The sequence below is a fragment of the Neorhizobium sp. P12A genome (assembly GCF_008365395.1).
GTDB lineage: Bacteria > Pseudomonadota > Alphaproteobacteria > Rhizobiales > Rhizobiaceae > Rhizobium.
The window spans coordinates 33,325-58,049 of record NZ_QOVX01000012.1; the positions used below are offsets into that span (position 1 = coordinate 33,325).

The 24,725-nt window shown below is 56.5% G+C and carries 21 protein-coding genes and 6 pseudogenes; 15 read left to right on the plus strand and 12 right to left on the minus strand.

The window, feature by feature from the left end:
* Nucleotides 1-79: 79 nt before the first annotated feature.
* Both DTW90_RS25680 and DTW90_RS25685 read right to left on the minus strand, forming a co-directional pair.
* Entirely contained in the window at nt 80-469 is a 390-nt protein-coding gene (locus DTW90_RS25680) for a response regulator (RefSeq protein ID WP_149341984.1), read from the minus strand.
* 69 nt (nt 470-538) lie between these two features.
* Nucleotides 539-1,591, minus strand: coding sequence for a histidine kinase dimerization/phosphoacceptor domain -containing protein (locus tag DTW90_RS25685; protein WP_149341986.1), 1,053 nt, complete (start codon nt 1,589-1,591; stop codon nt 539-541).
* A 481-nt stretch (nt 1,592-2,072) separates the two neighbouring features.
* Between DTW90_RS25685 and DTW90_RS25690 the strand changes: the two genes are divergently transcribed.
* The 6 genes from DTW90_RS25690 (at nt 2,073) to DTW90_RS37700 (ending at nt 4,775) form a co-directional block, all read left to right on the plus strand.
* Nucleotides 2,073-2,282 carry a cold-shock protein gene (locus DTW90_RS25690; RefSeq protein WP_067966826.1) on the plus strand — a complete coding sequence of 70 codons (210 nt, stop codon included), beginning with the start codon at nt 2,073-2,075 and terminating at the stop codon, nt 2,280-2,282.
* Nucleotides 2,283-2,417: 135 nt separating this feature from the next.
* Nucleotides 2,418-2,642 carry a hypothetical protein gene (locus tag DTW90_RS25695; protein WP_149341988.1) on the plus strand — a complete coding sequence of 75 codons (225 nt, stop codon included), beginning with the start codon at nt 2,418-2,420 and terminating at the stop codon, nt 2,640-2,642.
* 32 nt (nt 2,643-2,674) lie between these two features.
* Nucleotides 2,675-3,055: a DUF6481 family protein gene (locus DTW90_RS25700; RefSeq protein WP_145646763.1), complete on the plus strand. Its 381-nt coding sequence runs from the start codon at nt 2,675-2,677 to the stop codon at nt 3,053-3,055.
* A 122-nt stretch (nt 3,056-3,177) separates the two neighbouring features.
* Nucleotides 3,178-3,453, plus strand: a complete 276-nt coding sequence (locus DTW90_RS25705) for a hypothetical protein (RefSeq protein WP_132527940.1) — start codon at nt 3,178-3,180, stop codon at nt 3,451-3,453.
* Nucleotides 3,454-3,777: 324 nt separating this feature from the next.
* Entirely contained in the window at nt 3,778-4,431 is a 654-nt protein-coding gene (locus DTW90_RS25710; protein WP_246665042.1) for a DUF433 domain-containing protein, read from the plus strand.
* A 107-nt stretch (nt 4,432-4,538) separates the two neighbouring features.
* Nucleotides 4,539-4,775, plus strand: coding sequence for a hypothetical protein (locus DTW90_RS37700; RefSeq protein ID WP_246665043.1), 237 nt, complete (start codon nt 4,539-4,541; stop codon nt 4,773-4,775).
* Nucleotides 4,776-5,263: 488 nt separating this feature from the next.
* On the opposite strand, the gene DTW90_RS25720 is transcribed toward DTW90_RS37700, so the two are convergent.
* The 4 genes and pseudogenes from DTW90_RS25720 to DTW90_RS25735 all read right to left on the minus strand — a co-directional run.
* On the minus strand, nt 5,264-5,740 hold the full coding sequence (locus DTW90_RS25720; RefSeq protein ID WP_210251434.1) for a TetR/AcrR family transcriptional regulator: 477 nt from the start codon (nt 5,738-5,740) through the stop codon (nt 5,264-5,266).
* Between the two features lie 271 nt (nt 5,741-6,011).
* Complete coding sequence (locus DTW90_RS25725; RefSeq protein ID WP_149341990.1) at nt 6,012-6,983, minus strand: SMP-30/gluconolactonase/LRE family protein; 972 nt, start codon at nt 6,981-6,983, stop codon at nt 6,012-6,014.
* Between the two features lie 197 nt (nt 6,984-7,180).
* Nucleotides 7,181-7,883 (minus strand): annotated as a pseudogene (locus tag DTW90_RS25730) (IS6 family transposase).
* Between the two features lie 51 nt (nt 7,884-7,934).
* Nucleotides 7,935-8,414 (minus strand): annotated as a pseudogene (locus DTW90_RS25735) (ATP-dependent DNA ligase); the annotation flags it as partial.
* 30 nt (nt 8,415-8,444) lie between these two features.
* Here DTW90_RS25735 and DTW90_RS25740 point away from each other — a divergent pair.
* Nucleotides 8,445-9,626 (plus strand): acyltransferase, encoded by a 1,182-nt coding sequence (locus DTW90_RS25740; RefSeq protein ID WP_188080044.1) that lies wholly within the window; start codon nt 8,445-8,447, stop codon nt 9,624-9,626.
* A 73-nt stretch (nt 9,627-9,699) separates the two neighbouring features.
* Here DTW90_RS25740 and DTW90_RS25745 read toward each other — a convergent pair.
* From DTW90_RS25745 to DTW90_RS25755, 3 genes and pseudogenes are all read right to left on the minus strand, one after another.
* Nucleotides 9,700-10,405 (minus strand): annotated as a pseudogene (locus tag DTW90_RS25745) (fatty acid desaturase); the annotation flags it as partial.
* A gap of 304 nt (nt 10,406-10,709) precedes the next feature.
* A complete protein-coding gene (locus tag DTW90_RS25750; protein WP_246665044.1) occupies nt 10,710-11,105 on the minus strand; it encodes a hypothetical protein in 396 nt (131 codons plus the stop codon).
* A gap of 11 nt (nt 11,106-11,116) precedes the next feature.
* Nucleotides 11,117-12,187 (minus strand): PAS domain-containing sensor histidine kinase, encoded by a 1,071-nt coding sequence (locus DTW90_RS25755; protein ID WP_149341994.1) that lies wholly within the window; start codon nt 12,185-12,187, stop codon nt 11,117-11,119.
* Between the two features lie 214 nt (nt 12,188-12,401).
* Here DTW90_RS25755 and DTW90_RS25760 point away from each other — a divergent pair, with 214 nt between their 5' ends.
* The 6 genes and pseudogenes from DTW90_RS25760 to DTW90_RS25785 form a co-directional block, all read left to right on the plus strand.
* Nucleotides 12,402-13,088 carry a Crp/Fnr family transcriptional regulator gene (locus DTW90_RS25760; RefSeq protein ID WP_149341996.1) on the plus strand — a complete coding sequence of 229 codons (687 nt, stop codon included), beginning with the start codon at nt 12,402-12,404 and terminating at the stop codon, nt 13,086-13,088.
* A 113-nt stretch (nt 13,089-13,201) separates the two neighbouring features.
* Nucleotides 13,202-13,366, plus strand: coding sequence for a DUF3309 family protein (locus DTW90_RS25765; protein ID WP_149341998.1), 165 nt, complete (start codon nt 13,202-13,204; stop codon nt 13,364-13,366).
* Between the two features lie 53 nt (nt 13,367-13,419).
* Nucleotides 13,420-15,972 (plus strand): magnesium-translocating P-type ATPase, encoded by a 2,553-nt coding sequence (gene mgtA / locus DTW90_RS25770; protein WP_149342000.1) that lies wholly within the window; start codon nt 13,420-13,422, stop codon nt 15,970-15,972.
* Between the two features lie 65 nt (nt 15,973-16,037).
* On the plus strand, nt 16,038-16,991 hold the full coding sequence (locus DTW90_RS37230) for an ABC transporter ATP-binding protein (protein ID WP_281407591.1): 954 nt from the start codon (nt 16,038-16,040) through the stop codon (nt 16,989-16,991).
* The gene (locus DTW90_RS25780; protein WP_149342002.1) at nt 16,988-17,827 is read left to right on the plus strand and encodes a hypothetical protein; all 840 of its coding nucleotides are present in this window, start codon (nt 16,988-16,990) and stop codon (nt 17,825-17,827) included. Before DTW90_RS37230 ends, DTW90_RS25780 begins: the two co-directional genes overlap by 4 nt.
* Before the next feature lie 127 nt (nt 17,828-17,954).
* Nucleotides 17,955-18,044, plus strand: a pseudogene (locus DTW90_RS25785) (IS6 family transposase); the annotation flags it as partial.
* A gap of 376 nt (nt 18,045-18,420) precedes the next feature.
* On the opposite strand, the pseudogene DTW90_RS25790 reads toward DTW90_RS25785, so the two are convergent.
* Nucleotides 18,421-18,576, minus strand: a pseudogene (locus tag DTW90_RS25790) (IS6 family transposase); the annotation flags it as partial.
* A 225-nt stretch (nt 18,577-18,801) separates the two neighbouring features.
* Nucleotides 18,802-20,853, minus strand: a complete 2,052-nt coding sequence (locus DTW90_RS25795) for an EAL domain-containing protein (protein ID WP_149342003.1) — start codon at nt 20,851-20,853, stop codon at nt 18,802-18,804.
* 847 nt (nt 20,854-21,700) lie between these two features.
* Between DTW90_RS25795 and DTW90_RS25800 the strand changes: the two genes are divergently transcribed.
* Entirely contained in the window at nt 21,701-22,576 is an 876-nt protein-coding gene (locus tag DTW90_RS25800; RefSeq protein ID WP_188080046.1) for a diguanylate cyclase, read from the plus strand.
* A 371-nt stretch (nt 22,577-22,947) separates the two neighbouring features.
* Nucleotides 22,948-23,814 (plus strand): annotated as a pseudogene (locus DTW90_RS37705) (nucleotidyl transferase AbiEii/AbiGii toxin family protein).
* 184 nt (nt 23,815-23,998) lie between these two features.
* On the opposite strand, the gene DTW90_RS25815 reads toward DTW90_RS37705, so the two are convergent.
* Complete coding sequence (locus DTW90_RS25815; protein WP_246665046.1) at nt 23,999-24,724, minus strand: Asp/Glu/hydantoin racemase; 726 nt, start codon at nt 24,722-24,724, stop codon at nt 23,999-24,001.
* Nucleotide 24,725 lies beyond the last annotated feature (1 nt).

Consider the following 24,725-nt stretch of genomic DNA (forward strand, 5'->3'; position numbering starts at 1 on the left):
TTGTTCCTCGCCGGTCTCTTTTCTCCACCAGCTATACGAGAATTTAGCACAAGACAGCTTCGTCAGGTGAGGCGGCTTCTTATGCGGTGGGAATCCTAAAGTCGCCCGAAAGCATGCCGGCCATTGCATCTGCTATGGCATGATTGTTGTAGGGCTTTGAGAAGAACCGGCTCCCCTTGGGAAGGCTGCTCTCTTCGAGGATCGCCATGCCCGAAGCAACGATCAACTTCACCGGCGCCCATCGATCGCGGATGTAGTGGGATAGCTTGATACCGTCCATCGTGCCCGGCATCTGTACGTCGGTGAACACCAGGTCGATATCGGCTCTCGATTCCAGGATTCGAATTGCCTCGTCGGCATTGCTCGCCTCAAGCGCCTCGTAGCCTGCAGATTGCACCAGGTCGACGGCGCCCATTCGAATGATAGCGCTGTCTTCAACCACCAGCACGACTGCCTTGCCATTAAACATATGCCACTCGATTTTCGTGTGAGCCTGGAAAGCCGGGCTCGGATTAGCGTTTCAGCGAGTGATCGGTTCCTATGCCGCCGCCGGAATTCTGGTTCGGCGGTCGGCGTCGCCGCGATGACTGATCCTCACGGCCGTGCCTGGGTTTGCATCAGACAAGTTAATCTCGCCCCGCAAATTCCTGGCAAGCGCCTCGACGATACCGGTGCCGAGGCCAGCCTTGGGTGCATCGCTGCCGGCTGGCATGCCGACGCCGTTGTCGGTCACCGTGAGGGTCCAGTCAGTGCGGTCCGAGCGATAGTCGATCACGATCCTGCCCGTCTCCTGCTGGGCGAAGGCGTGCTTCAGAGCATTGATCACCAATTCCGTCACGATCAGCCCCAGGCTTATGGACACGTCAGCCTCAACGGAGCTGTCATCGACTGTCACGGCTATCGAGAGCCGGTCCCCATCGGCAATCATCGATGCGCCGAGGCTCTCGCAAAGTTGCGTGAAATAGCTGCGAAGCTCGACGATGCCGCCAGATGATGTTGAGAGTTGCTTCTGCACGGCCGCGATCGACATGACCCGGTTGTGGGCGTCGTGAAGATGTCCGCGTGCTTCCTCTGACTGCACCCGACGAGCGCTTTGCATAAGGACGCTCGCGATAATCTGAAGACTGTTTGCCACCCGGTGCTGGACTTCCTGTATCAGGATCGCCTTCTCCCGGACGAGATCGTCTTTCTGTTTTGCTTCGGCACGCGCGTCAGTCACGTCGGTGATGGCCACCAGGAGCCGGGTATGGTCCTTGTTGCCGTCGTCGAGAACCTGCGCATTGACGATCAACTGACGTGTCTTCCGCTCAGACCGTTTGAGGTCGATCTCGTAGGCTTCGATCCTGGCACTCCCGGACGCTGTCGCCTTCAGCAGCGAGGCAAGCTTCGGCATTGCCCATTCGCCGTTTCCAAGCTCACTGAGCGCTCTGCCGGGAATTGTCGCTGGATCGATCTCAAAGGTCCGGCAGAACGACGTGCTGGCTGCAATAACCTTCTGGTCTGCGGACAGGAAAAGCAACGGCTCGTTCGACGAGACCACCACGGCAAGCGTGCTCGCCGCTTCAAAATGAGCAATCGGTTCTTTTGACATGGAAATGGCCCTCAGGGGCCGAAAACTCGCGCAGCGAGCCATCACTCGGCATGAACGCCGTTAATGCAAACCTAGACGGACGCTCTGACATACCGTAGCACGTCTACTGTGGATCAGCACCACACTTAATTGAGACGGCAGGTCACAAGGCGGTTCTTCAATGCTCGCCGGAGATATCGCAGCAGGGAGGCTCAGGACAGTCCGGCTAATTTTGACCTTGCTGACAAAACGGGTCACAAGGATCACGGCCAGATGTAAAGTTTGAGACTGCAACCATATGCTGAATCTGCTTGTCCTGAAAACTAAAAGTTGACAAGGTGCGGCGGTTGGTCCATATATCCACCGTCGATATTTGCTTGCTGAGCTTTGGTTATCGTGCGATTGGCACCGCGCCCTGAACGAACCTTCCTTTCAAAAATCGTTATCACCATCCGCGGCGCGTGAGCGCTGTGGTTCCTCTATCGCTATGAAAGGGTTCATCATGACCACTGGCACAGTTAAATGGTTTAATTCCACCAAGGGCTTCGGCTTCATTCAGCCTGACAATGGCGGCGCTGATGCGTTCGTCCACATCTCTGCCGTCGAACGCGCCGGAATGCGCGAACTCGTCGAAGGCCAGAAGATCGGCTTCGAAATGGAGCGCGACAACAAGTCGGGCAAGATGTCTGCCTGCAATCTGCAGGCCGCTTAAGGCCAATAGGTATCCGCTTTCCTTTGACCACGGATGTACTGGCACTGTTGAGCGCATGATACCAACCGAGGTCAGGCAGATTGCCTGGCCTTTTTTATTGCCACCAGATTTGGCATCTACCTCAGAGGCATCAATATGACGCAGACACACAGCAAATCTCGCCAGCAGGCGGAGATTGCTTTCGGCAATGTTCAATCGCACTTTTTTGCTCGCAACAGCGCCGTGGAAGAGCTCGACTCTCTTGCCCGGTCCCGCGAGGAAAAGACCCTGCGGCTTCGCGAAGCACGGCTGGCAAAAGAAGTGCACGACCGCGCGACAGCGACAGCCTTGCTGCTCGCCCGACGAGCGAAAACCCGCTGACCTCTTCGGCAACACAATCCAAGGACAAACGTTTGAAGAACGCTAGAAACAATGAACTCTCCGATCGCCGCACGGCATCAGCGGATGCAAAGACTGCTCTCCTGAATGCCTATCGCACTGCAAAGACCGCGGCGGAGCCAACCAACTTGGCAAGGCAGGCGGAACGTATGGCCATCGCTGGCGCCAGGGAAGAGCGGCGCCTTGAGCGCGAACGGGTGAAGCTCGAGGAGTCGGAGCGCCTGGTGACCGAGGCAGCCGAACAGCAGGCCGCCATGGCGGCTGCAGCCCGAGCCGAGACTGAAGCGCGCGATGCTCGCGAGAAAAACCGCATCGCACGCGTCGTCGAGGACGAGGCGGCGCGAAAGGCTGAACGCGATCGGCGCTACGCCAATCGCAAAGCAAGACAGGCTTAGGTTCCTGGATCGGCGACACACGTGACCGATCAAACACTCCAGGCTGGTTGACGCGGAATTGCCGTATGAGCGACCAAGCCTTTCCGGGATGGCATATGCCATCTCGTCTCACAGGAGTTTCCATGACAGAAAATACGGGTGAGCTACAGGCAATCAATACGGCCTGGCAGATTGCGATGCAGGAAATCCTGAGGATGGTCATTCGGGACATGTATCATGCGGACGGGGAGCAGGCCTTTATGGACCACATCAAGCGCATTGAAGAGGGAGCGGTCGACAGCATTTATACAGACCTGCGGCTGCGCGGAACGGACGAATGGACTGAGGTGCTTGTTAAAGAAAAGGCGAGCAACTTCGTCACGACGCTGCTGACATCCTTCACATTTGACCGGGCCTGACGCGAAGTCATGGGCCATCTCAAGGCCCTGACGTCTCTCGTATTTCTAGCTCAGGATCATCCTAATGTCGGTACCGGCGCGGTCCCGGCCGTGACGCCTTTTCTGAAAGGGCGATCCATCTTCAGGGTAAGGCAAGCCGTCCTCGCTCAGTACCATCGGCTTGTCTGTACCGGTTGGCGTAGACGTTTCCCTCAGACGAATTTCCTAATTGTCGGGCCGGAGGTTCGATATGGTTCAAGCGCGACGAACCTCGATCCTTGCAAGCGATTTTTCTCATGGCCTTGCGCCAAATTTAATTCATCCTTATATTGGGACGGATTGAGGATGATGGAGTGGAGTGTGCCCCAAATCCAGAGTTTCACGCTGAGTGAGGCAGGGTATGTCCTGGGCCGGTCCCCGGCAATGCTCAACAAGGCAGTTGATACAGGTGTTATTCAGGCAAGGCAGAGGAAGGTGGGGAACATCATCCAAAGGCTGCTTGGCCCGGCTGAACTACGCTTTTTGCGGCTTGCCGATGAACTCAACAAGGATCTGACGCCAGCCGGACGGCGCCGGCTCTACGGTGCCCTGCGAAAATTGCCGAATGATGCTCACAAGTTCCAACTCGGAAGGTTGGAACTGGATCTCGCACAAATTGACACCGATCTTAAAGACCGAATGGCGAGACTTGAGGCGGTCAGAGACCGGATTGACAGCAAGGGCGACCGAGGCGAGGCGGTTATCCGCGGTACGACGGTCGCGGCGCATCTGATCGCTGCTTTGGCACGCGACCAGGCTGTTGATGCGATTCTCACGGATTTTCCCTCCCTGACGCGCGACCAGATCGATGCGGCCGTCGAGTATGCCAAGGCTTATCCGAAGCGGGGGCGTCCGTACCCAACGAAGAGCCTGAAAACCACTTTGGCCGCTTTAGCCGACGTTGGTGCGTTCGATGACGACGGTGACTTAGGCGACGTCGAGCCAAGGCCCATTCCGTGACGTTTTATCTATTGGATGAAAATGTCCTCCGTGGATAGAAGCACGGTGGGCACGAAAATGTGCATCGGTGGATCGCGACGGTTGATGACACGGACCTCCGACTGAGTGTGGCCACGCTGTTCGAAAAACGTCGGGGAGCCGAGGCCCTGATGAAGCGGGAGCCAGAACGCGCGCACAGGATTCTTGATGGCATCGAAGCGCTCGAGAAATCATTCTCTGATCGCATCATTCCGATTGATGGGCCGATCATGGCGGAATGGACACGCCTGCTCGCAGCAAAAACAAAGACCGTTGGGACATTGCTCTGGCGGCGACGGCACGCGTCCACGGTCTCGTGGTTGTGACGCGAAACGCTTCCGATTTCGCGGGACGTGGGGTACGGATCCTCAATCCGTTCAAGTCGCCTCCCGAGATTCTGGATACTTAGGCGATGGCGGCCATACATTGGCAACACCTAGATCAATGGTTGCATAGATGCCAAGCGCTACTACTTCTTTTGCGATCAAGCGATGAGAGCAGGAATGGATTCGCAGCTCGATATGTTTTCGAATGCCCGCTTCCTCGTGAGGAAAAGGCGATCCCACGCGTGGCGCTGCGTCAACGCCCGCAATCCAGCGCGCTCTCCGATAAAGACATGGCGCGGAAGCGGAGCTGTCACGTTGTTCGTGGCTTAACGGTTGACGGATGATCGGACGTGATGAGCACGCCGATCATCAGCTACAAGAACCACCGTTTATTCCCGGCAAGGACTGACCGATAGCTTATGGCCGAGAGTTATTTCAAGTGCGACCCGCTTGACGTCCACAACGCGGGCTAAATCCGGACGGCCTCGTCAGCGTGTCATGTCTTTCCCATCCCGAACCCACCCCTTGAAGCGGGGCAGGAACACCAATTCGGCCGCTTCCTCGGCATCTCTCAGAAGCGTCTTACGCGGCGCACCCAACTGCGTATGCATCGTCAGCCCGCGGGTGGTGACAGAAAAGTCAGACGGGATCTCTCCCGTGCTGATCCCGTCGCAGACACGGCGTTCCACCAGCGCTACGCCGCCAGCGACGGCGTCCTTCAGGAACTGCCTGACCTCAGCGTCATCCACGAGGGGCGCGACGCACACCATCAGGCATCCCGGGACGGACCCTTCCTCGGTCGCACTTTCGACGGCGTGCCTCAGGAAGCCGGCAATCGCATCACGAAGAGCCGGTGGCGAGAAGAGCGCCTTCGCCGCGCCGGCGCCCTTCCGCTCAGCATAGGCCCGAAGGACGCGCAGGAAGAGCGTCCGCTTATCCCCGAAGACGGAATACAGGCCTTGCATCCCACACCCATGCCCGCGATGAGATCGTCGATCGCGACACCATCGTAGCTTTTCGACCGTCGCTTTGCCCAGCGCTTCGCCTTCGTCGAAGTTTCGCGGCCGCCCGCGCGATCTATTCGAATTATTTAGCTGTTCGAAAATATTTCTGTTTTCTGTATAGAAGAATATCCGAATTTGTCACACAGCCCAGACGATCCGCTGCGGTAGTTGTTTTGGATGGTGGGACTGACCGTAGCCAATCCAGAGATCTCAACCACCGCAGCGTCAGCTTTTACCGGGTCGGAATCTCGTAGACCTTGCCGCGCCACGGCGCCTGATCAATCTGGTCGAGCGCCATCACGTAGAGGGTCTTTTCATCCGGCCCGAAGGCGAAGTTCGGCATCGACGGGGACGGAACGGAAAGCGTCCGCAGCAGCTTTGCGTTCGTGTCCACGACTATGATTTTGCCGGGTGCGTCGAGCGATCGGGGACTTTGTCCAATGTACATGTCACCCTTACTGTCGATCTTCACGCCATCAGGCCAAATATGCGGTGCGCCCGGAATCAGATCGTCGAGGCGAAGGAAAACTCGTCTGTTTTCCAACGATCCGTCCTCGCGAACATCGAATTCAATCAGACGATTGTCTTCGGTTTCGATGAGATACAGGATCTTGCCGTCGTTCGACAAAACGAGACCATTGGCGTTGTGCAGGTTGTCGGCGACCTTGGTCACCACGCCATCTGGCCCAATGTAATAGGCCGACGCATCGATCAAGGGACCGCCTTTTCCTGAACCGGTGAAATAGACACCGCCCTTTTTGTCCGGCGCAAAATCGTTCGGCCCGATGAAGGGGTGACCATCCCGATCCTGCGTGTAGGGTTGTAGTGTTTTCCCGTCTGCCGAAATGTGCCCGATCGAATTGGAATCGTAGCAGGTGACCAGGAATTCGCCTTTGGTATTTGGTAGGACGGCCGAGGGGCCGCAACCATCTTGCTTCCAGAAGATGTCGTTCTTTTTCCCGTCCCACGTCGTAACGGTTTGGCGGCCATATTCAACGTAGTAAAGCTTGTCATGATACCAGATCGGGCCCTCGGGGAACCAGGCGTCCGAATTGATGACCTTGACATCGTCTGCCGCAGCGCCGGTCGAAATCATCATGATCGCGAGCAGTCCAAAAACTATTGATCTCATTTTACCCTCTGAAGATGCTGCTTGTTTTCGATCCAGGGTTTGCCGGCTCGCTATGGGAGACGCGAGGCGCAAAGCTTGTGGTCCGAAAGCTGCTTATGGCGATTATACGGGCAATGTACCCATAACCAGGGTTTCTGGCCAAGCAACGCTATCCCCGTAACACGAGGACGCAACGGCCTGCCTCGACGTACTTCATGCGTCATGCGACATTCTGTGAGGGGGATGTCAGGTTAAGTTCTCAAAGCCTGCCAATTGCGTGACTATGTGGTTTAGGCAGCTGAGCCGGTGGCGGACCGCCAATGCGCGATCCCCTGAGGCGATGCAAATGTACAGTCATGGCAGAGCGTTTCGAAGGTGGTGGGACGAAGAGATTTCGAACCGCTGAGAAGGCACATGTGAAGCGCTGTAACGCGCCTGGTGATCGAAACCGTTGCATCGTGTGCTCTCGTTTTCGCAGTGGCAGATGCGAATTCTCGGCGCGATTGTTCAAGCCTTTGTGCGATCGATGCTCCACCGTGGGCATGATCTGACGCCGGGCCGCGTTATAGGAACGAAGCTTGTCGGTGACGATGCGCTTCCGCAAGCACCCCTGTTTCTTCATCAGCCGGATCAGAAGCCGCCTGGCAGCCCTGGTGTTGCGGCGGGTCTGGACGATCTCATCGAGAACATAGCCATCTTGATCGACAGCCCGCCAGCGCCAGTGTCTCCGTCCACCGATTGTCACGACGACTTCGTCGAGGTGCCAAACGTCATTTCTACTCGGCGCTTTCCGCCGCAAACGGCTCGCATAAACCGGACCAAACTTCTTTGCCAACATCGGATCGTCTCATAGGAGACAATAATGATGCGTTCCAACAGTATCTCTTCTACCAAGCCCAAGCTCAGCGGAAATCGGAAGTAGAGCCAGACCGCATGGGCGATCACAGAAGGTGGGAAACTATGACGCTTGTAACTGACTTTGGGCTGAAGCATGCCCCCGACTAGCAGCGAAAAACTTCAACTCCGGTTAACCTGATATCACCCCCGCAGGCCCTTGAACGCGGCCTGACGCACGAGACCATCGGCCCTCCAGCCGGGGAACTGGATCTCGGCGACGAGATCCGGCTTGAGCCAGACAACATCGGGATCCTTCTTCGGTGCGCCGATGCCTGTGAACGGTGACTTGCTGGTTTCCAGTTTGCGAAGCTTCGGCAAAATCGTGTCGACCACCTTTGCACCATAACCCGTGTCGACCCTGCCGACATAGACGAAGTGGTCGCCCCTGAAGACGCCGACCAGCAACGAACGGAACTTGCCGTTGGTCTTGGCATGGGCGCCGATGACGACTTCATGGCCGGCTCGGCATTTGGACTTCGCCCAGGTGTCGGTACGGCCGGATTGATAGGGCGCGTCGGCTTGTTTGGAAACGATCCCTTCCAGCGAAAGCCTGCAGGCCGATTTTAGAACAGCATCGCCGCCAGTCTCGAAATGCTCGACGAACCGTATGCGCGGATCCTCGCCAGCGTGATCAAGTAAACCAGGATCGCCGATCGCGTGAGACAACAATTCGTATTTCTAAGCGACAAAGTATTTGCCATTAATTCAGTTTTAACCTTTAATATAACCGAAGTAAATATCGGAGTAAAAGATGTGCGCAGAGAGATTAAAACTCTCACTGGCGTCAGGGGAGTTGCGGCCATCTTAGTCGTGCTCTACCATTTTTCAATCACTCGAGCCAGTGGCCTCACTAGTTTATTTACTATCCCACACGCTTATATGAGCGTGGATGCCTTCTTTATACTCAGCGGATTTGTGCTTTCTTATAATTACGGGTGGATATTTTTGGCTTCTTTTAAATTTATAGACTATGTAAGCTTTTTGTATAAAAGATTTTGCAGAATATATCCCGCTTATTTCTTCGTCATGTGCATCTGCGTACCAAAATTGTTCATCGGCATGAGTGGAAATGGCGCACGTGAGGCTTACGACTCCGCGGATGTATATTCGAACTTCCTGATGCTGAGTGTGTGGGCTGTTAACGCCAAGTTGTTCATCGGTCCATCTTGGTCAGTATGTGTGGAAGTATTTTGCTATTTTATATTCCCGCTACTTGCCGCTATTGTTGCAAGAGGCTTTTTATTTCCGATTTTCTCTATACTGATCGCATATTTCGGAATTGTAATAATATCGCGTTCTCAGCTGGGGGTAGAGGGATCGCTCGACATCGTGTCCGGCGAGACCTTCTATCCCACGTTGCGCGCACTGTGCGGCTTTGTAATTGGGATGGGATTTAGCAAATTGGCGACAAGTTCCATCTCAAAGCGATTAAACTGGAACTTGATATTTTGCCTCGGACTGGTGGCGCTATTTGTGTCGATATCAGCGTCGCTTGCTGATTCAGTAACGTATCTGGCGATTGCCACGATTGTTTTGGGGGCTTCTGCGGAGGGAGCGGTATCGCGGGCTATTTTTGAGAATCCGCTTTCCTGTTTTCTTGGAAAGATATCCTACTCACTCTACCTCACTCACGCCTTGCTGATCGCAGCTTTTGCAAAAGTCATCATCGTCTTGAGTGCAGCGCTACCCTATGCCCCAACGTACTTTTCTATAGCGCTGTTGTATCTGCTGACGACCATAGCCCTTTCGATGGTCAGCCACAGCCTGTTTGAGATGAGGATTCAAACCCTCCTTAGAGGCTTGTGGCCGGGGCCGAAGCGACGTCCAGCATCTGTCTGATCATAGGCGGGATGGCAGCGAACTATTCTCCAAGTTGTCGCAAACAATTGGTTTACATCTAAAGAAATGTGGGCGCGTTTTGAAACTGCCACTCGGGCGGCTTCGACCAATGCCTCTCCTCGAACTGGTGCTGGACGTAAAAAAGCCAAACGCCTGGGTGCCTGCCAATAAAACGATCGGCAGATGGACCAGAAGAAAGGGATAAAACCGATTGCCCAGATCAACAACCCGGCGAGGATTGCGACTGTAGCATTGGTAGCCATGGTCGATATCCACGCAAGGGGTCCAGAGTGCATCATACCGAAGGGTAGTCGCTGCTTGAACAGGAACAGCCAGGCGGGTCCGATGCCGAATATGACGAACGGATGCCGATAAAGTCTGTAGCCGATCCGCCCCACCGCGACCGCATATTATATTCGGCGATGGTGAGCGTTTTGATATCGCCGACGCCCCGCTCATTGAGATTACCGGCGGAAGCGTGATGTTCGGCATGCGCGCGCCGCCCGTAGTCGCAGGGGGTCAGGGTAAGGACGCCGATGACCCGGCCAGTCCAGTCGTCAATGCGACGGTCTGCAAAGAACGAGCCGTGCCCGCAATCGTGCTGGACCATGAACAAGCGGAGAAGGAAGGCGGCAGCGGGGATGATCAAGAGCAGCCCGAACCAATAGCCATAGTGAACGGCGCCCTTTGCCGGTCCACAGGATGACGAAGGGAAGGGCGGTCACCGTAAGTTCGAATGCACCGCGTCCGGCATGGGGCTTGCGATATTTGGATAGGATCTTTACCCAGGCTTTCTCGCCGGAGTCGTTCGTATCTTTGACGGCTTACGCTGTACTCATGATCATTGGCCTGATTAGATATGAAACGTTCTAGCGCAGCGGCGCTCCGGATAATATTAGACATGCAGTCGGCAGTTTTCGGATTCGAACCGATCTCCTGCCCAAAATCCTCTGACGGAAGGAGCGTACTCTCGGTGTCGCCGCTCGAATGGAAAGCAATGTGACGACAGACTGGATCACCGGCTAAGACGGGCATGCTCTGACGTCGCAAACGTCATCGCCGAGACGTGAACTTTCCGATGCCTCACGCAATCAACATCGGATCTTCGATACTTCTGGCACTCGAAAATTCGGTGCTCTCCAATGTTGCTTCCATGAGTTCTTGCGCATAGCCGATCGCGGACTTGGCGTCGTCCGCACCGAGATGAATATCGTTGCACTTGGCGCGCATCGCTTTGCGAACAGACGACAGAATATGTTGCGCGGCCATCTTATCTCCGTCCTTTATCAGAAGCTTGAGAGACGTGGCTGCCAGAACTTCGAGCACGGTGATGCGGCCTTCAATCGCTCCCATGGACGGAATGGCGTGGGATGCGCCTCCGGTTTCGCTGTCGCGTTTCGCGTTGTACATCTCGTTCTCCTGTTCGGTTGGTTCTGCCAGTTCTCCTCCTGAAACAATGGGGAGCGCCTGTGACGTCACGTGGTCCGTGCCTATGCGACATGGACTGTGTCGGTGATGAATCTGGCATGGGTTACCATGACGGTCGTGCCTTCCAGACTGGCGATGGTCTCGACCGTCGCATCGAGTTGCTGCGCAAGCGCCTTGACAATGCTTGTCCCCAAGCCGGTTTTGGGCTGAGCAAAGACGCAGTCCGGTTTGCCAACGCCGTTGTCGGCGACGGAAAGCTTCCAGTTCGCACCATGAACTTCGTAGGCTACCGAAATGCGCCCAACAGTCTTATTGTCCGGGAAGGCGTGCTTCAGGGCATTCATCACCAATTCGGTGACGATCAGGCCGATGCTTTCGGCCTGACGTGAGACTGCCTGACCTCCTTGGCCGACCACTTTCAGGGTGATAGCTCGAGCGTCGCCAATCATTGACGCTTCAAGCGTCTCGCAAAGCTTTGAGAGATATGGCATCATCTCAACCGGTCCATTCGCCGCGGACGGGTGGAGCTGGCTCTGGACTGCGGCGACCGACATGACCCGCTTGTGCGCATCGTGCAGATGCATGCGTGTCTCGTCCGACGCCACCGACCTCGCCTTCATCAGAATAATGCTGGCTACAATTTGAAGACTATTGGCAATCCGGTGTTGGAGCTCATCGAAAAGCATGTCCTTTTCCCGCAACAACTGGTCCTTTTCCCGCTCCAGAATATTTCGCTCGGTTACGTCCACCATGCCGAGCAAAATGGCGCTTGCGGAGCCGGCCCGGTCCGACAGTTGCCGTGCGTTCAACCGTATCGTGCGAGGTCCAAGGCTGGGAAAAATATGGGAGACTTCGTAGCCGTCGATTATTCGGCGCTCCGGTATGATCGTTGCCAGCGTCTCTCGGAGTTCTTGGATATTCCATTGGCCGTCGCCGAGTGCGTAGAGATGACGGCCCTGCGTGTTCTCGGGGCTGACCTTGAAGGCCACATAGAACGAGCGGCTAGCCGCAATCACGCGCAGTTCCTTGTCCAGCACGAGGAGGGATTCTCGCACGGTATCGACGATACCCTCTGCCAGCGTCCATGCGTCGGCGATATCGGAGAACTGCGTCCTGAAGGCGGTTGATCCCATAAGTCTTCACCTCAAAACGATCCACGCGGCAACGGGCCGGTCACCGTGTCGATAAATACGGGACATGCAGTTCTGATTAACGCCTGCACGGTTCCTTTGCTGTATAAAATTGCTCACGGGGCAAGATCATCGGCATCGGCGCGGAATTTTCTGTGAAGACGACCAAAAAAGTTAGATTTTGACCAGCAACGAAGATCGAAGAAAGAGATCCATCGTGAAACGGACAGCGGATACTGTTTTTGATCCCAAGGTTTTTCTCGCCAAGGCCGAGAGTGGGCGAACTCTCTCCAGCTATCAGATGAACCAGACCCTATTTGCGCAGGGCGATGAGGCAGATTCTGTCTTCTACATCCAACGCGGCAAGGTCAAGGTCACGGTCAATTCCGCCCAAGGCAAGGAAGCGGTGGTGGCGATCCTGGGGCCTGACGAATTCTGCGGGGAAGGATGCCTGGCGGGCCAGCCGCGGCGCATGGCGACGGCGACGACCATGAGCGGCAGCGAAATCATGCGGGTGGAAAAGCGCACCATGATCCGCGTTCTTCATGAGCAGCCGGCATTCTCGGAAATGTTCGTCGCACATCTATTGGCGCGGACCATTCGCATCGAGGAGGATCTGGTCGATCAGTTGTTCAATTCGAGCGAGAAGCGCTTGGCCAGGGCTCTCCTGTTGCTCGCCAACTTTGGCAAGGAGGGCAAACCGGAGCCGGTCATAGCAAAGGTCAGCCAGGAAACGCTGGCAGAGATGGTCGGGACCACGCGATCGCGGGTAAGCCATTTCATGAACAAGTTCAGAAAACTGGGCTTCATCGAATATAACGGCGTGCTGAAGGTGCACAGCTCGTTGTTGAGCGTCGTTCTGCACGACCATCCGCAAATCAGACGAGACGGTGAGCAAATTTGACCAGCGCCCGATGCGCTATGCCGCTAGCCTGAACCGGAGAAGATGCCCTCGCATGAGCGCCGATGGCGGCGGGTCGTGGCAGGGGCGGAGTCCCTGCAGACGGAGCTGAGATCGTGTCGATTGGCCTTATCTTCATCATAATCCTCATCATTTTCCTGTTCGGCGGCTTCAGCGGCCGTTTCGGAGGCTATGGGTACGGCTACGGTCATGGCGGTGTCGGCGTCATTGGAGTTGTCCTGATTATCGTCGTGATCCTTCTTCTGATGGGCCGGATCTAGTTTGAAGTGTTGGACCTCCGACGCCCCATATCATCGGCTGAACAGAGGGCACCATGACAGCCATCGATGAGCCTGCCGCCGAAGGCAAACCCGACAACCTTGCCACATTCTGGACGCGGACGCTGCCGGAGCTTTCCGCCGCACTAAAATGCGGCAGTGACGGCCTGAGTTCGGCCGATGCGGCTGCGAGGCTTGCCCGTTACGGCGCAAACAGCGACGCTCAAACGAAGAGCGACGGTGTCGCGCGGGCTATTCTACGGCGTCTGCTCGAACCCCTGTCGCTGATCCTGCTTGCGGCCGGCATCGTCTCGGTGGCGACCGGAGATGGGGTCGGCGGCTCGATCATCGTCGCGATCCTGACGATTTCGATCGGGCTCGACACCGTTCAAGAAGGACACGCCGTAAAGGCGGCCGAGGAATTGCGGCGCTCGGTGGCGCTGAAGGCCGAAGTCAAGCGCGACGGTGTGTTCCGGCAGATCGAAGTCGACCAGGTTGCGCCCGGCGATGTCGTGAGGGTACGGGCCGGCGACATCATTCCAGCCGACGCGATGATCCTCGACGCCACCGCCTGCACCGTCGGCGAAGCGGCGCTGACCGGCGAACCCTACCCCGTCCGGAAGAGTCCGGGCGTTATCAAGACGCAAAGCGCCGGGGAAGCCTCGAACGCGCTGTTTCGCGGCGCCGTGGTGCAGACCGGAGAAGCGGTCGCGCTGGTCGTCGGCACTGGCCGGGCAACCGTGTTTGGCGCCGCCGCATCGGCGTTGTCTGAGGCACAGGCGCCGTCCCCTTTCCAGCGCGATCTGCATCAGTTCGGCCTTGTCATCGCACGGCTTACTCTCGGGCTGGTCGTCATTGTCCTTGCCAGCCGGGTGTTGCTTGGTCGCGAAGTCCTCGGCTCCGTGCTGTTCGCAGTCGCGCTTGCCGTCGGCCTGACGCCCGAACTCCTGCCGATGATCACCACCGTCACCCTGTCGCGGGGCGCAATGCGCATGGCGAGCAAGAAGGTTATCGTCAAGCGGCTGGCCTCGATCCACGACCTCGGCGCCATGACGGTTCTGTGCACCGACAAGACCGGCACCTTGACCTCGGCAGAGATAACGCTTGCCCGAAGCCTTGGTGCACAGGGCACGGACGACCTTCGCGCCGCCCGCCTCGGTGCCGTCGCGGCTGATCTCGGCGGTGATCGCGGTTCGCTCGATGCTGCGCTGATTGCCGGCTCGGCGGGCGTTGTCCAAGGCTGGACGCTTGCCGGCCGGCATGCATTCGATTTTACGCGGCGGTTGGGATCGGTTCTGGCGGTGGGGCCAGAGGGGCCGTTGCTTATTGTCAAGGGTGCGCCGGACGCCGTGCTGGGGCTGTGCAAGGCGCAACGGGCCGGCGAGACCACCACGGCAATGGGTGAGAGCGAACGGACGCAAGCAATGGACCAGGTCCATGCCTTGGCGGGGGACGGGATGCGCTGCATCGCCGTGGCCTCGCGCCCATGGTCGGGACCGACCCGCGACGTCGAGGTGACCGACGAGACGGACCTCGTCTTCGAAGGGTTCTGCGCCTTTGCCGATCCGCCGAAGGCGACGGCCGCAGCCGCCATTGCGCGGCTTGCGGGCGCCGGCGTCCGGCTGAAGATCCTGTCGGGCGACGATCCTACCGTCGTGAAACGCCTTGCGGGCCTCGTCGGTCTCAACGCCGACATGGTGCTGTCCGGCGCCGATATAGCGACCCTCGGCGATGACGCGCTGGCTGTACAGGTGCAGACGATCGACGCCTATGGGCGACTGGCACCTGACCAGAAGTCACGTATCGTCAAGGCATTGCAGTCAAAGGGCGCGGTCGTCGGCTTCCTCGGCGACGGCATCAATGATGCACCGGGGCTGAAGGTCGCCGACATCGGCCTGTCGGTCGAGGGCGCGAGCGGCGTGGCGCAGGCGGCAGCCGACATGATCCTGCTGGCCTCGGACCTGGGAGTGGTCGCCGACGGCGTCGACGAAGGCCGCAGGACCTTCGCCAATATCCTTAAATATGTGCGCATGGGTGCCAGCTCCAACTTCGGCAACATGCTGTCGATGGCGGTCGCCTCGATCGCGCTGCCTTTCCTCCCTATGCTTCCGACACAGATCCTGCTCAACAACCTGCTCTACGACTTGTCGGAGCTCGGCATTCCGTTCGACGGAGTCCGGCCGGAGGCGGTCGAGCGGCCGCAGGTATGGGATATGACCGGCCTGCTGCGGTTCGCCGGCGTTATGGGGCCGCTTTCCTCGCTGTTTGATTTCCTCACCTTTGGGCTGCTGTTGTTAGTGTTTCACACGTCTCCCGCCGAGTTCCGCACGGCGTGGTTTCTGGAATCTATGGCGACGCAAATTCTCGTCATCTTTATCATTCGCACCAACGGCCGCCCATGGCAGGATTTTCCGCGCCCCGCCCTGGCGGCGTCATCTATCGTCGCGCTCGTCGTCGCAATGGCGCTACCCTTCACACCGATCGGTCCGTGGTTCGGCTTCGAGACGCCCGCGGTCGCCACGCTTCTTGGAATTGGTGCTGTCGTGGCCGCCTATCTGGTCTCGGCCGAATTGCTCAAGCCTCTGGCCATAAAGACACGCCAACGCTGACTGCGGAGATAGCGCTGGGAACGCTTCCTTGAACCCATCGACAGGCCTGCGGCGGCTCGAACACCATAATAAAGCGCGGAGGAGACATCCTGATTGGTGGTACTTCAATGTTGGATGTGCCGCCCAATCGCCGCGTAACAGGCATGGTATTTCAGAGCCATGCTCTGTGGAGCCACATGACGGTTGGCGGCAACATCGCCTTCGGCCTGAAGCTGCGACGCCTTCCACGCGGTGTCATTGCGGAGAAAGTGACATCCGCGCTTGCGCTTGTCGGGTTGAGCGGGCTTGAAAAGCGCTATCCGGGACAGCTGTCCGGCGGTCAGCAGCAGCGGGTCGCCCTGGCACGATCGTTGGTTCTTGAGCCCAAAATACTGCTTCTTGATGAACCATTTTCCAGCCTGGATGCCCATTTGCGCATTCGCCTGCGCGATGAACTCAAGGCGATCCAGCGGCGGCTCGGTCTGACGACCATATTCGTGACCCACGATCAGGAGGAGGCGATGTCGCTTGCCGATCGCATTGTCGTGATGAACCGTGGCGCGGTTGAACAGGTTGCCGCACCTGGAATGATCTATGAGCGGCCGGCAACGCTTTTTGCCGCCGGCTTCATTGGCACCATGACCATTCTTCCCGCGCGTCTCGAAGGCGGTCAATTGATCGCCGGAACCCTCAAAGTCCCGTTCTCGCGGCACTACTCCGCTAACGAATGGACCTTTGCGATGCGGCCGGAGGATTGCGAACTGACCGCTCCATTCCAGGATGGAACCAGTTCTGGCGTCGTTGATCATCTCGCTGATCTCGGTTCCTCCAGGATCGTCACAGTGATGATGGACGGCGATGTTGCCATCAAAGCCCAGATCAGCCGCCGGCAGACGATCGTGAAGGGTGACCGTGTCGGCCTCAGGGTCAATCGGCTGCTCGTTTACCGCGATGGGCGGTCTCCCGTTGAGACGACATTCCCGATGCCGGTGGAAACACAAACAGCTGACAACATCACACGCCGAGACGTAACAGCATGAAACAATGGAACGACGAAGTCCTTCTCCAGACGGTATCACGTCTGACCCCCGTATCGCTGGCAGAACGCCAGGCGATCCTTGCAGGCCCATCTGCAGCGGAACATCATCGCGGTCATTTCGATCGGCTGAAAGTATCGCGCGAAATTGAAGTCGGTGGGACGCCGCAATCGCGCCATATCGAAGGGCCTGCCCGCATCGTCTTCTGGAACGTCGAGCGATTGCGCCATGTCGACGCCATCACGTCTACGCTTCGACAGCTGGATGCGGATGTGACCCTCCTCTGCGAGGTCGATCGTGGCATGGCGAGAACACAAAACCGCGACGGGATCGTCGAGCTCGCCGATAGCCTTGGTGAGGGATATCTCTATGCCGTGGAATTCGTCGAGCTCGGTCTGGGCGACCGCAACGAGCAGGTCGTCCATGCAGGCGAAGTCAACGCCGACAGTTTTCACGGGGCGGCGTTACTGTCGGCCGCAACAATGGCAACCCCATTCCTGATAAGGCTCGACGCCCGCGGCGACTGGTTCGACGGCGCACATGGAGAGGGCCGCGTTGGCGGAACGATTGCGCTGGGTGCCAAGATCGCCATCTCCGGGCAGCATGTAACGATGGTGAGCGTCCATCTCGAGAGCCACTGCGATCCCGATCTTCGCGGTCAGGAGATGGCGCGCATGGCTCGTGGAGAACGAGAGGGCCGGTTAAATCGACCTGGCCGACGCTCACGTTGGCGGGCTGGCCGCTTTCGGCGACTTCCGAAAAGCTGGGAAAACGCTGATGGACATTCGGAGGCCCAGGCGGTTCGCCAACGCGGATTTTCCTTGGACACTAGGCGTTGACATGGGCTCCGCATCGTAGGGGTCGGGACGGCGATGTCACGTTATTGCGGCTTAACGGTTGATGGCTAAGCCGGCGGCATGAAACTCAAGGACCATCAGCTAGAAGAACCACCGTTTTCCACCGCAGATCATTGCCCATGCGGTCTAGCTATATTTCCGGTTCCCGTTGAGTCTGCGCCTGGTCGAGGAAACGCTTCTGGAGCGCGGCATTGTGGTGCAGCGCGAGCGCTCACGGCATCGTGACGATTTCGAGGATCTTGGAGCCAAACAGACTCAACTCAGCTTTGATATCATTGCCGCAGACTTTAAGTCTCTCCAGCGGCGCGGCCAACTCCTTGCATAGCAGGGTGACAATCTCGACAGACGAGCCCTCCTTGCCCTCGAAATTGTCATAGATGTTTCGCCGGAAGCCTCCCCCTCAAGCGATCAGCGTACCGAGGGATTCTGCTTCATAGTCTAGATCGAGAAACATGTCCGCATGCAGTTGAGTGATCCTACTGTATTCAACAGATCGCTCGAAGCCTGCAGTCACATTGGGGTCAAACCGGAAATACAGCAAAAGCTGGCGGAACTGATGAAAGTCTCGCAAGCCAAATGTCAATGCCGCGCTCAGCCAGCAGATCTTCTACATGACGCAGGCTTAGCGGAAAGCGGAAATACAGCCACACCGCATGGGCGATGATTTCGGCCGGAAAGCGATGACGCTTGAAGTGGTGAGAGGCGGGATCGGTCGACGGGGGCTGAGGCATGACAGAAGCTAACGCCGTAAAACTTAAGGCGACGCTACCGACAGGACAGTTGCGGCGGCCATTTTAGAGGACAATGGGCAACGGCTGAGCGAAGGCAAGATGTGTGCGAGAGCCATGTAGCGTTCGTGGCTCAAGACCGTGCGCATAGGCGCCGCCCATTGGAACTCTGAGTGCACCGCACATGCGTTCATCCAACGGATAATTCTGTGGAGCTCTCCGGGGCGACTAACGTGCGGTTGGCTGTAGCGCGGCGGGTGAGCATCGTTGTAGAAGTTTGCGGACTTCGGCCAATGGTTGAGGCCTTCCAAAAAGGTAGCCCTGTATTTCGGTACAACCTTGCTCCCTAACGCGAAGAAGCTGCTCCCTGGTTTCCACACCTTCGGCGGTTGTCGTTATTCCAAGACCAGCGCCGAGGTCTACCACCGCTTTCACAATCGCGGCGCAGTCCTTGGAATGCCCAAGTTCGCGAATGAAAGACTTGTCGATCTTGATCTTATCGAATGGAAAAAGCCGCAGATAATTCAACGATGAGTATCCGATGCCGAAATCGTCCATTGCGATCCGAACGCCGAGGCTCTTGATGTGATGAAGGGTAACCAATGCCGCCTCGCTGTCGGTCAGGAGGACGGATTCGGTAATTTCGAGTTCAAGGCGAGAAGCAGGCAGACCGGAGTCGGTGAGGGCAGAAACAACGCTGTGAGCAAGCGTCTGGCTTCTGCATTGAAGCGGGGATAGATTGACCGCGACCCTTATATGAGGAGGCCAGTTCACAGCATCTTTGCAAGCTTGTCGCAACACCCATTCCCCAATGGGAACGATCAGCCCCGATTCTTCCGCCAGGGGAATGAATTCAGCGGGCGCAACTGAGCCTTGCTCGGAACGATTCCAACGCAATAGCGCCTCGAAGCACACGATTTCTTCGCTTCTGGTATCGACTTGCGGCTGGTAGTCGATTTCAAACTGCTTGTTTGCCAGCGCCTGCATCAGGTCAGCTTCCAGCTTACGCCGCCGCTGGATGGTGGTATCCATGGCCGGGTCAAAGACGCGATAGGTGCCGCGGCCGCCGGATTTCGCATTGTGGAGAGCTGTGTTGGCGTGGCGCAGCAAAGCGTTTGCCGTGTCACCGTCATCAACCGTAGCAACGCCAATGCTCACGCCGATTTGAACAAGTCTTCCGTCAATTTCGAAAGGTCTGCCAATGTCATCCACGATCGTTTGAGCGAGAAGCGAGGCCTTCTCTCCTGCGGGACCACACTCCAGCAGGACCACAAACTCGTCGCCACCCAGCCTCGTGATCGCTTCGCCGTTGCGCAGGCTTTCCTTTAATCGCTCCGTGACTGCCTTCAGCAGAAGATCGCCGGCCGCGTGCCCGAACGCATCGTTAATTTCGTTGAAGTGATCCAAATCCAGGATAAAGAGTGCAATGCCGCTCTCTGTCCCACCAAGCGCTATTCTCCGATCAATTTTCTCGCGCAAAAGTGAACGATTGGGCAGCCCGGTCAGTGGATCGTGACCAGCCATATGTTTGATTTGTTCTTCGGCGCGAATAGCGACAGTAACGTCTTCATGAGTTGCGACATAGCAGCCATTTTCCATCGGCTTATGGGTTATCTTTATCACTCTGCCATCCGTCAATGACACTTTCTGGCTGGCGATCGATCCCTTTAACGCGGCCTCCACTACTACATCGAAATACATGCCGATGTGGGTGGGGGCATTGCCAGCGATCTTGCGATGGCTCAGAATCTGCTCAAGGGGTGTCCCCGGCAGTGTTAGATGTCGGGGCAAATCGTATAGCCGCGAATATGCGGCATTACACAGCAGTAGATTCTTGTCGGCGTCGAACATACACAATCCGTGCGGCATATTGCCCAAGGCTGCATCCAGCCGATGGTTTTGTTCAGCCAGGGCCTTTTCCATGCCTATACGGCCCGAAATGTCGTCGCACATGATTAGCCACCCGCCACCGGGAGTTGGCACAGAAGTGACCGACACCTTGAGGTCTCCGGTTGCAACCTCCAGATGAAGAGGCGTCGACTGTCTCAGCAGATGTGTCAGCCAGTTCTCTTGATTGTCCGCGGACAAGTGAGGCGAAGAGTTCAGGCTCGGAATCGCTGCGGCTATCGTTGCGGCGCTGGCGCCTAGGCAGATTGTGTCCTCAGGCGCGGGCAGCAATTCCTTCAGCCGATCGTTGAACATGGTGAGATGAAGGTCGGCGTCAAAGATTGCGACGCCCTGCCGCATATTTTCCAAAATGAAATCAAGGGGATTGGCCATGTCCTACCTGCATATACGCGAATAAGGTATGCGGAATTCTCGCAGCGTGATTTTGTTTTTGACATCGATCGCAAAGCCACGCTTCGCGGAACACCTCCGCTGTCCGATCGGGAAAGGGTGGTGGCGGTTGATCGCTTGTGAAGGCCGGTTGCTGGGCGGAGCATACGCTCGGTTGACAATGCTGCGGCGAACCCAACAGTCATCGGCCCGGATAAAATAGGCGTGATCCTCTGCGAGTTTTTGGATCATTGAAGAAGATCAACATCAGTGTGCGTTTCCTCTGGACGTATTTTCGTCCGTTACACAATCGATGCTTCTGGAATTTAGTTCATAAATTCAAATCGATTTATGAAGCACGCTCAAAACATGCTTGTGCTCAGGACATTTTTGATTTGCCTAAGACAAAATCATCTTGCCACGGCAGAAAGTGGACGAAATGCACTATGCAGGCATTTGTCGAAATTTTTAAATCACACCTTTAGATCATGCGCTTGCAATCACAACATGAATATTGGCCGAACATTGTTTCTGTAACGTTAAAGTGACGCCATATTTACAATTATTCCGATTTAATTTCGTAAAGCAGGGCGTCTTTCGGTAACGCTTGCCAAGCAGGTTCAAACAAGAGCCGTTTCTTTCGTGTGATGCCAACGTCTCGAACTCAACTTGTGTCGCCTGTTCTGAGCAATCGGTAAGCGCCAGATCACTCTTGTCTGAGGTACGGGCTGAGCCGCCTCTCAGATTCTTAACCTGGCGACGGTACAGTCTTTATCGTCTCACGCGACGCGATGAGGAAAGCGCGCAAAAGCGACTGGAGTTTGATTTGCCTGCTCAGAGCCATCCAACGATGTCCCTTTTTCAGCAGACTTTAGAGAGCCTTCCCGACGGGGTTCTTCTGATCAGTTCAAAGAGGGACGTGATATATGCGAATAGGGCGTTCTTGGCGCTGTGGAAGGTTCCCCAAACGCTATCGGCGAACTGGAACCGCTCCGCCCTTCTCCAACATGTTTCTAATCAGTTGGATCAGCCGGTTCTGTTTCGCCGCGAGGTCGAACGGCTGTATGGATCGAGCGAAAGTTCGGAGGATGAACTGAGTCTGGAAGACGGCAGGATATTCTCAAGGCGTAGTGTGCCTTTTGCAGAGGAAGGCAATGGCCTTGGTCGAATCTGGATTTTTACCGACATAACGGAGGCTTGGCATGCCAGGCTTGATACCCTCACCGGCCTGCCGAACCGGCGGGCGTATTCACTCAAATACCCCAAAATTGTATCAGCAGCAGATGACGGCTTTATCAGAGGCGTCGGCATTATGGATGTCGACAATTTCAAGGGCTATAACGATATCTACGGGCATGCAGCAGGCGATATTGTGCTGAAGCAGATTGGGCGACTTGTCTCATCGCATCTTCGCGGTGACGATGTGGCGTTTAGGATCGGTGGAGAAGAATTCCTGATTGCCTGCAAGGCCCGCACGGAAATGGGAGCTTGTGCCTTTTTCGAGGCATTGCGTCTCGGAATCGAAGCCGAAGGCATTCCCCATAAGTTAAATGCACCTGGAAGGGTGGTGACAGCTTCCTTCGGGCTGGCTGTGTTCAGGGGGCCGCACGATCCTGAAAAGCTGTTTGAGGCGGTCGACGAGGCACTATATGTCTCAAAAGCGTCCGGTCGCAACGTGGTCACAATCGCCGACCTTGCCTCGATTTCCGTGCCGACCATTTTGTGACTACCATAAAATACATTGGTAGCGCGGCGGGGAATGGATTTTCTATTGGAGCTTCCGGGGGAGAGGATTGATGAACGATGGTTTTAATGATGGATGGCAACGGATTCTTGAAGCCGCCAAAAGAACCCGACCACGGCGAGCGCCTGCGGACGTGATCATCCTCGATGAGCTTCACCGCTATTGAGGACCGGTAGACCGTAATTTGACGGTCTAGATATAGCTCAATCATCTCAAGGAGTTCCCTCGTTTTGCGCGACGTGGAGAAAGCCACAAGGCAATCTCCAGAGGCCGCTTATCGAGGGTCTTTCATTCTCTGAAGCAAGAGATAATCGCTGGCGTCTTGAGATCAACGAAAACGTGGAGATCGATTTTTGATCCCAAATGCTCACCTCACCGCTTGGGCTGCCCCGGCGCCATGGCCGGATTCTCGTCAGACAGAGCAGGACCTTATTATTTCCCGGGCTCTCTGCGACCTTTTTTCGGCGTCAAAGCTTAAGGGCAAGATCGCGTTTCGAGGCGGTACTGCAATCAACAAGCTGCTCTTTAAACGGCCCATGCGCTATTTCGAGGATATCGACCTCGTCCAGATTACGGCCGAACCCATCGGACCAACTATCGACGCGATACGCGATGCTCTTGCCTGGCTGGGAAAGTGCAAAAGGGAGCAAGCGGGTCATTCTGCGCACCTCGTTTTTCGCTTTGCGCCCGAGGCCGAGCCTGGAACGACACTTAAGCTCAAGGTCGAGATTAACACACGCGAACACGCTTCGTTGTATGGGGCATAAGGATATCCATTCAAGGTTGAGAATGGATGGTTTAGAGGTGCGGCGGACATCATATCCTATGACAAGGAAGAGTTGTTTGGCACAAAGCTCCGGGCCCTTTTGCAGCGGAGAAAGAACCGCGATCTGTTCGATCTCCACGAGGGTTTTCGGGAGCTGTCGCTCCATCCAAAGCGGCTTGTCGCAGCATTCGAGCACTACCTGTCACTTGAGGAGAATGTGATCACGAGGGCAAATGCCGAGCAACGCATGCTCGGGAAGCTGACAAAAAGCCGTACGGAAGACATCGAACCTTTGCTCCCGCCGGGGATCGAGTTTACGGACGACGACGCTATTGGCGCTTTCTGTGTGATTTGGAAGGACGTCCTTCCTATGCTCAAGGGAGAGCCGTGGAAATCGTCGGAAAAAGCGATAGAGCAGTTGCGCGAGAAGAGGTTTCCAAACCTGCTTCGATAACCGATCGGATGCGCAGTTCATGCGGGGATTTCATGGGGGTCGGTCGGCCCGCTAATTTCCGTGCAGACGGTTCGATCCCGCTCAAGAGCTAAATCAAGGCCGCGATAGCCGAACGCTTACTTTCAGATCATCACTGCCAACAAGGGATCGCGCGAACTTCCGCGCGATCGGATTCATATGGCTGTTACGAGGCTCCGGAGAACATTCTCCCGAAACCTGGCACTCGCTTGAGATCATAGTCGAGCGCTGCAAGTGCACCGTAAATCGCTGTCGCGACGCTGTCATGGATCGCGATACCGTGAGCCGCCTCCAATTGATTAACGAGAGGTGCTCCCGCGAGATTGGTGCAGAAAATGGCGATTGAATCTGGCCTCGCAGGCGCGAGGTCGGCAACCATCTCTGCGATCGTCTCGGGTCTCACCTGGCTGAAACTGAAATTGTCCCTGATACCCTGATGCCTTTCGCAGATGACCTCGACCCCCTCATTCGCAAATGATTTGATGATGGCAGCCTGCACATCAGACGTATAGGGCGTCGCTAGACCGATCCGGTGTTCGTTTCTTCGGCGCATGACGTCGAACAGCGCCAGCACCGACGTGGACGCCTTGATGCCGGTTACCTGCGTGATGCGTTCGCAAAGCCGGCGATCGCTATCCAGACCGAGCCAGCCGGCGCTTGTGCCGTTCCAGACGATCACATCGACTTTCGCGTCCGCAAGCAATTCCGCGGCTGTTATCATCGGGCGATCATCGAACTGGTTTAGGAGTGCAGCATCCAGGCCGATTGCAGTAACCCGGAACCTCGAAAAATGCGCGGTCACGTCGGGCAGGTCTTTGAGCATCTGTGTGGTGACGGGTTCGAGTACCGTGTTGGATGAAGGGGTGAGCATTCCGATGCGAAGCGGGTTCACT

Coding starts and splice junctions, on each gene's coding strand:
- DTW90_RS25680 (WP_149341984.1), bottom strand. CDS start 469: ATGTTTAATGGCAAGGCAGTCGTGCTGGTGGTTGAAGACAGCGCTATC.
- DTW90_RS25685 (WP_149341986.1), bottom strand. CDS start 1,591: ATGTCAAAAGAACCGATTGCTCATTTTGAAGCGGCGAGCACGCTTGCC.
- DTW90_RS25690 (WP_067966826.1), top strand. CDS start 2,073: ATGACCACTGGCACAGTTAAATGGTTTAATTCCACCAAGGGCTTCGGC.
- DTW90_RS25695 (WP_149341988.1), top strand. CDS start 2,418: ATGACGCAGACACACAGCAAATCTCGCCAGCAGGCGGAGATTGCTTTC.
- DTW90_RS25705 (WP_132527940.1), top strand. CDS start 3,178: ATGACAGAAAATACGGGTGAGCTACAGGCAATCAATACGGCCTGGCAG.
- DTW90_RS25710 (WP_246665042.1), top strand. CDS start 3,778: ATGATGGAGTGGAGTGTGCCCCAAATCCAGAGTTTCACGCTGAGTGAG.
- DTW90_RS25720 (WP_210251434.1), bottom strand. CDS start 5,740: ATGCAAGGCCTGTATTCCGTCTTCGGGGATAAGCGGACGCTCTTCCTG.
- DTW90_RS25755 (WP_149341994.1), bottom strand. CDS start 12,187: ATGGGATCAACCGCCTTCAGGACGCAGTTCTCCGATATCGCCGACGCA.
- mgtA (WP_149342000.1), top strand. CDS start 13,420: ATGACAGCCATCGATGAGCCTGCCGCCGAAGGCAAACCCGACAACCTT.
- DTW90_RS25780 (WP_149342002.1), top strand. CDS start 16,988: ATGAAACAATGGAACGACGAAGTCCTTCTCCAGACGGTATCACGTCTG.
- DTW90_RS25795 (WP_149342003.1), bottom strand. CDS start 20,853: ATGGCCAATCCCCTTGATTTCATTTTGGAAAATATGCGGCAGGGCGTC.
- DTW90_RS25800 (WP_188080046.1), top strand. CDS start 21,701: ATGTCCCTTTTTCAGCAGACTTTAGAGAGCCTTCCCGACGGGGTTCTT.